The organism is Burkholderia sp. E168m23 (assembly GCF_016586125.1).
GTDB classification, from domain to species: domain Bacteria; phylum Pseudomonadota; class Gammaproteobacteria; order Burkholderiales; family Burkholderiaceae; genus Burkholderia; species Burkholderia orbicola.
Genome location: NZ_BCPP01000449.1, coordinates 1 through 5,635, shown reverse-complemented (window position 1 = coordinate 5,635; position 5,635 = coordinate 1). Strand labels below are relative to the sequence as shown.

General features: G+C 57.3%; 5 protein-coding genes and 1 pseudogene. 4 read left to right on the top strand and 2 right to left on the bottom strand.

The features are described 5' to 3' along the window. Positions 1–1,029 (bottom strand): capsule biosynthesis protein (locus JMF90_RS21695; RefSeq protein WP_201325416.1); only part of this gene is annotated, 1,029 nt, incomplete at its 3' end. Between the two features lie 478 nt (positions 1,030–1,507). Here JMF90_RS21695 and JMF90_RS21690 point away from each other — a divergent pair. The 4 genes from JMF90_RS21690 to JMF90_RS21675 are packed head-to-tail and all read left to right on the top strand — an operon-like array spanning position 1,508 to position 5,402. Beyond that, positions 1,508–2,662 (top strand): hypothetical protein, encoded by a 1,155-nt coding sequence (locus JMF90_RS21690; protein ID WP_201316735.1) that lies wholly within the window; start codon positions 1,508–1,510, stop codon positions 2,660–2,662. Positions 2,663–2,671: 9 nt separating this feature from the next. Beyond that, entirely contained in the window at positions 2,672–3,466 is a 795-nt protein-coding gene (locus JMF90_RS21685; RefSeq protein WP_201316734.1) for an ABC transporter permease, read from the top strand. Beyond that, a complete protein-coding gene (locus JMF90_RS21680; RefSeq protein WP_201316733.1) occupies positions 3,463–4,116 on the top strand; it encodes an ABC transporter ATP-binding protein in 654 nt (217 codons plus the stop codon). The genes JMF90_RS21685 and JMF90_RS21680 overlap by 4 nt, the downstream gene beginning before the upstream one ends. Before the next feature lie 26 nt (positions 4,117–4,142). Further along, the gene (locus JMF90_RS21675; RefSeq protein WP_201316732.1) at positions 4,143–5,402 is read left to right on the top strand and encodes a glycosyltransferase family 1 protein; all 1,260 of its coding nucleotides are present in this window, start codon (positions 4,143–4,145) and stop codon (positions 5,400–5,402) included. Position 5,403: 1 nt separating this feature from the next. On the opposite strand, the pseudogene JMF90_RS40715 reads toward JMF90_RS21675, so the two are convergent. Beyond that, a pseudogene (locus JMF90_RS40715) lies at positions 5,404–5,635 on the bottom strand (glycosyltransferase family 1 protein); the annotation flags it as partial.

The following is a 5,635-nucleotide window of genomic DNA, read 5'->3' as shown; positions in this document are numbered from 1 at the left end:
CCAAGTCAAGCCGGGCATATTATAAATGGCGGTCCCGAGCGCCACTAGCGGGCGCTCGTGGTGCAAAGCCGACAGCCCGACCGTGCTGTTCACTACGACCACGCCACGCGCATGCTCAAGCAGCGTCGGCAAGTGACCCGAGTTGATGAAACGGACCCGATCTCCGATACCGGCCTCGCGCGCAATCGACATCGCGAAGCGGTAGTATTCGATCATGCCGGTATCGAGCGGGTGGTTCTTGATCAGCAGAGTCGCGTCGTGCGGCGCGTGTCGGGCGAACGAGCGCAGGACGTAGTCAATCGCATCGCGCACCCCTTCGAATGGCGAATGCACGACGATCTGCGCATCGGAGTTGAGTTGCAGCGGGAACAGGTAATAAGGCCGGCCGGAGTCGAGCAATTCGCGCGTGACCGCGTCGGCCTGACGGCGATGTCGCCCCTGCAAAAGCGCGCGAAACGCAAGTCCTGCGTATTCGACGATTCCATTGCGCGGGCGGTGACTGCGATAGCGAGGAAAGCGCCACGCGAGCAGCGCATTGGCGACCCGGTATGTGATGTCGTGAAAGACGCGCTCATACAGGTTGTAACCGGTTGGCACCCCGGGCTGCGCCGCCGGGATGACATCGCGCAGCTTCGTGTATTCCTGCGGATCCACCGGCATTCGCGAGCGACCGTTCACGCCGTGGCTTTCTAGCGTGATCCAGTGCGGGCGCACGTAGCCCTCTTCAAACACGTGCACACGCACACCGAATTGCTCTGCGACAGGATGCATGTGCCGGTGAACTTCGCGGCAATCGCCGAACATCAGAACGTCAGTGATGCTTTCTCGGCGGATGAAGTCGGCATACCATGTGGAAAGCTCGGACACCAGCCCAGCATAGTTGAGCGCATTGCGAGTCTTGCCGTAGAACCAATCGCCGCCACAGAAATTAACGCGATGTATCGCGTGGCCCCGCTCAACCAGCACGTCTGCGAGCCGACTAAAAAATAGCGAAGCCGTGCCTTGCAGCACAAGAAATGAGCGAGGCATCAGAAATACCAACCAGCGAATTGACCCGACCGAAGCAAGTCTGCTTCGGCCCCCTTGAAGCGAGTCTTTTTTGACTATTAAATTTCCAGCTGGCGGCTTGCCGGCTCGTCTTTCTAGTAGCCGGTGAATATAACACCTCTCTTCTGAAAAGAAAAATTGGACCGATCGAATCGGTCGGGCGCATTTGCGCAAATGTAACGCTACCGGGAAGGAGATAGCACAATCCCCACTCGCTCGCTATAATCAGCCGCCCCCGCTCTGGGCCGGCGCGCTTCGTCCTCCGGCAGAAATGCAACAACATGCCGGACGCCTCCCGACCGCGCCCAGACGGTGCGACAGGTGATCGAAAGGGGCGGCTACAGCCTCCTTACCATCGCTTCGTGACCGTGTCATTAAATTGAATCTGCTCTCTAGTTGAAAGGCGAGAATATTCCTTTCGACGGCATGCGAAGAGCCAATCAGCCTGGATGGAAGGAAGTTGGAAAACGTATCTGGCAGCACCTCAATCTCTACGTCCGGAACACCGAAAGCGAACCTGTTTGGACGCCTGAAAAAGCTCAACCTCCTTTTCGTTGCGACAGTGGCCGCACCCACGCTGATCGCGACCCTTTATTACGGCCTCATCGCTTCTGACATCTATGTGTCGGAGACGCGCTTCGTGGTCCGCAGCGCACAGCGGGCCGCGCAAACCAGCATGGTTGGCGCCCTGCTGGAGGGCACTGGCTTCGGACGTGGACAGGATGAAGCATATCCCGTTATCGATTACATTCAATCACGGGACGCGCTCGCAGAGCTCAACCAGCACAACTACATCGTCGATGCATACTCGAGGCAAGGCGACTTTTTCAGTCGCTTCAACGCAACGCTCGACGGCAGCTTCGAGTCGCTGTGGAAGTACTACGGCAAGCACATCGTCTCAGTCAATCTCGACTCCGCCTCGTCAATTACGACTCTGCAAGTACGCGCTTACACGGCCGAAGATGCGCACCGAATCAGTTCGCAGCTGCTGAGACTAAGCGAGCGACTCGTCAACAGAATGAATGAACGCGCGACTACGGATACCGTGCAATTTGCACAGCGTCAGGTCGACGTTGCCGCCTCCAAGGCGAAGGATGCTGCGATCGCACTCGCCGCGTACAGAAACTCGAACTCGGTGTTCGATCCCGAAAAGCAATCTGCGCTTCAGTTGCAGCAGGTTACGAGCCTACAGACTCAGCTGTTTTCCGCTCAGACCCAGTTGCGGCAGCTACAATCGATCGCCCCCCAAAATCCGCAGGTGGCCGTCCTAAAAAATAGCATCAGCGAGACCGAACAGCAGATCAAAGAAGCGACAGGTGGCGTTGCAGGCAGCAGGAACTCTCTGTCGAACAAGACAGCAAGCTATACACGCCTGCAACTCGATGCTCAGTTTGCCGACAAGCAGCTTGCATCCGCAATGGCAGCCATGGAGACTGCGCGCGCCGAAGCACAGCGCCAGCAACTCTACTTGGAACGCCTCGTTCAACCCAATACGCCAGACGTCGCGATCGAGCCGAAACGGCTGAAGTCGATCTTCGAGGTTTTCGCGCTCGGAATGATCGCCTGGGGTATCCTCAGCCTCCTGCTCGCGGGCGTGCGTGAGCACCACGACTAACGAGTGGCAATGGCACATCACGATACCTCGCTATCTCGCTCACTCGCGATCCAGACGCGCGTCGTGAGCGCTCTGCTGATGCGAGAAATCCTCACGCGATTCGGTCGGCACAACATCGGCTTTCTGTGGATCTTTTTCGAACCGATGATGTTTACGGTGGGGGTGCTTGCACTGTGGACGCTCACCAAGGCAACCCATGGCTCGACACTGCCGATAACGGCATTCGCGATCACCGGATACTCCCCTGTTCTGCTGTGGCGCAATTGCGCGAATCGCTGTGCGCTGGCAATTCTTCCGAACCAAGCTCTGCTCTATCACCGGAACGTGCGCGTCATCGACTTCTTCTTTGCTCGCCTCCTGCTGGAAATATCGGGCGCAACGATGTCGTTTACATTCCTCTCCGTTCTCTTCATCGCCGCAGGCATGATGAAGCCGCCCGAAGATCTGACGATGATCATCGGCGCATGGTTTCACTTGGCCGCTTTTGGCACCGGGCTCGCGCTCATCATCGGTGCACTGTCCGAGCGCAGCGAAGCGGTAGACCGCATCTGGCACACCATTGCCTATCTTATGTTTCCGCTGTCCGGTTCGATTTTCATGGTGTCGTGGCTACCAGAGAAGTTTCAGAAAGCGGTTCTACTACTGCCGATGGTGCATGGCACGGAAATGCTTCGGGGCGGCTATTTCGGATCGCTCGTCAAACCACATTACAGCATCCCCTACATGATCTTCAGTGACATGATCCTTTTGCTGGTCGGTCTCTATTTCGTTCGGGATGCCAGCATGAGAGTGGAACCCGAATGATCGAGCTCGAAGGCGTCTGCAAGGACTATCACACGCGGCAAGGCACCCGACGCGTACTGAACAAGATCAATTTGCAGGTTCGGCAAGGCGAGAAAGTCGGTATCCTGGGTCGCAACGGAGCCGGCAAATCGACGCTGATCCGGATGATAAGCGGAGCAGAACTGCCAACTGCCGGCCGAATTCGCCGGAGCATGCAAGTGTCCTGGCCGCTCGCATTCGGAGGGGCGTTCCAAGGCAGCCTGACCGGCATGGACAATCTGCGATTCATCTGTCGCGTCTATGGCGCCGACGCAAAGGCCGCTGAACCATTCGTCCAGGAATTCTCGGAGCTCGGCTACTATTTGCGCGAACCGGTAAAAAGTTACTCTGCCGGGATGCGTGCTCGTCTGGCGTTCGCCATTTCAATGGCCATCGAATTCGATTGTTTCCTGATCGACGAAATTGTGGCAGTCGGTGATAGCCGGTTCCATGCAAAATGCCATCACGAGCTGTTCGAACGACGCAAAGACCGCGCACTGATCATTGTGAGTCACGATGCAAGCTACATCCGGGAACATTGCGATCGTGCAGCAGTACTGATTGCTGGCAAGTTGCATGCATTCGACGTAATCGAAGATGCCTATGCGTTTTATCAGGAGAACGCCGCCTGACAACCCGTACAACCAACGTTGGTAGCTTGGACCAATTCAAAGCCGCCGCCCTCCAGTTCACGGCAATATGGTTATCTGCGCGCCGCGCGCCGGCTGCCAGAAATGCCGCACGCGCATTGAACCCGGCACATCGAGCACCAACGGGGCGCCACCAGTTGCTCGTCGATGTTTCCATCATCGCGGTTCACGATGCCGGAACTGGTATTCAACGAGTTGTCCGTTCGCTGTTATTGCAACTCCTGGCCTCGCCGCCCGCCGGATTCGACGTGCGCCCAGTCTGGGCAACCCGCGCAAAACCGTTCCACTACGCAGATCATCTCCTCGGGCACGCACCGCATGACACGAGGCCGAATGGTGCACCCGTCCACGTTGCGAACGGCGATGTTTTCCTGGGTCTCGATCTTACGAGTCGCATTCTGCCGAGACGGCAGCGTGATCTGCTAGCGTGGCGACGACAAGGCGTGCGCTGCGCATTCATTGTCTACGATCTGCTTCCACTACAAAACCGTAGTTGGTTTACTCCGCGCGCGCATCGCTCATTCCGACATTGGCTATCCACAATAGCGGTTCATGCCGATGAACTTTGGTGCATATCGCGCACCGTCGCGAGCGAAGTAGACTTATTGATGCAGCAGCGCTTCGGTCTCGCTCGCGCGGAAATTCCGGTACGTTGGTTCGAGCTTGGCGCGGACAAACTTGATCGTGCGCACGTCGGCGAATCCGTGTCAGTGCCCGGATATACACGATTTGCTCGCCCGATATTACTCATGGTCGGAACGATAGAGCCCCGTAAAGCGCATGCACAGGTCCTCGATGCATTCGACTTGCTATGGGGCAACGGTGAGCAGCCGACGCTGGTGATTGTCGGCAAGAAGGGATGGCGTGTAGATGCGCTCGCTGAACGCCTGGCTCTTCACCCACAAAACGGCAGGTTGCTATTTTGGCTCAACGAGGCCGACGACGCGCAACTGGAAATGCTCTACAACCTGGCAGACGGCCTTATCCTAGCATCTGAGGCCGAAGGCTTCGGGCTCCCGATCATCGAGGCAGCGCGTCACGACAAGCCACTTTTTCTGCGTGATCTGTCCGTATTTCGAGAAGTCGCGGGCGAACATGCGACCTATTTCTCGGCCTCGGACAGGCACGCGATGGCGAGCCAGATGTCAGAATGGCTTGCACAACTTGCGACCGGTACTGCGCCGCGTAGTGGCTCGATCAAGCCGATTAGTTGGGCCGCGAGCGCCAGGCAACTAGCTATGTTTGTAACCGAACTGGCTACGAAATAACTCAGGCTAGCTCCCGACACACTTCAAGCGTACGCTTCGCACATTTTGTCCAAGTTGCTTCACCGGCAACTTGCAGTCCTCGAGCGACCGCCGATGTGCGCCACGCGGTATCGCAAATTACATGCTCAATACCGTCACGCAACGTTGCGTCATCGTCTGGTTCAACAAGCCATGCAGCCCCCCCTGCCACCTCGGGCAACGAAGAGGAACGTGACGTAAGCGTCGGCACACCG

Coding starts and splice junctions, on each gene's coding strand:
- JMF90_RS21685 (WP_201316734.1), top strand. CDS start 2,672: ATGGCACATCACGATACCTCGCTATCTCGCTCACTCGCGATCCAGACG.
- JMF90_RS21680 (WP_201316733.1), top strand. CDS start 3,463: ATGATCGAGCTCGAAGGCGTCTGCAAGGACTATCACACGCGGCAAGGC.